The following is an 813-nucleotide window of genomic DNA, read 5'->3' on the forward strand; positions in this document are numbered from 1 at the left end:
GGGAGGGACTGTGGCTCCATCATCTTCTTCTAAATTGACGGGGATCTCTGTTCAGTAGAAAAGATCAAAGGATCTTCTTGAGATCCTTTTTTTCTGCGCGTAATCTGCTGCCTGTAAACGAAAAAACCGCCTGGGGAGGCGGTTTGATCGAAGGTTAAGTCAGTTGGGGAACTGCTTAACCGAGGTAACTGGCTTCAGCAGAGCGCAGATACCAAATACTGTCCTTCCAGTGTAGCCGTAGTCGGGCCACTACTTCAAGAACTCTGTTGCACCATTTGCGCCATCATCGCTCTGCTAACCAAGTTACCAACTGCTGCTGCCACTGGCTCTAAGTCGTGTCTTATCGGGTTGGACTCAAGACGATAGTTACCGGATAAGGCGCAGCGGTCGGGCTGAACGGGGGGTTCGTGCACACAGCCCAGCTTGGAGCGAACGACCTACACCGAACTGAGATACCAACAGCGTGAGCTATGAGAAAGCGCCACGCTTCCCGAAGGGAGAAAGGCGGACAGGTATCCGGTAAGCGGCAGGGTCGGAACAGGAGAGCGCACGAGGGAGCGACCAGGGGGAAACGCCTGGGATCTTTATAGTCCTGTCGGGTTTCGCCACCTCTGACTTGAGCGTCGATTTTTGTGATGCTCGTCAGGGGGGCGGAGCCTATGGAAAAACGCCAGCGGCGCGGCCTTTTTCCTTGGTTTTGCCTTTTTGTTCACATGTTCTTTCCGGCCTTATCCCCTGATTCTGTGGATAACCGCATTACCGTCTTTGCGTGAGCTGATACCGCTCGCCGCAGCCGAACGACCGAGCGTAGCG

The 813-nt window shown here is 54.2% G+C and carries 1 protein-coding gene; it reads left to right on the forward strand.

Annotated elements, in window-relative coordinates; all coding sequences use genetic code 11:
* Window positions 1-58, forward strand: a 58-nt coding sequence (locus DMH08_RS42915) for a colicin release lysis protein (protein WP_199748243.1), incomplete at its 5' end; no start/stop codon positions are given.
* Window positions 59-813: the final 755 nt, after the last annotated feature.

This window comes from Actinomadura sp. WAC 06369, from assembly GCF_003947565.1.
In the GTDB taxonomy this organism is placed as follows: Bacteria; Actinomycetota; Actinomycetes; order Streptosporangiales; family Streptosporangiaceae; genus Spirillospora; species Spirillospora rifamycini.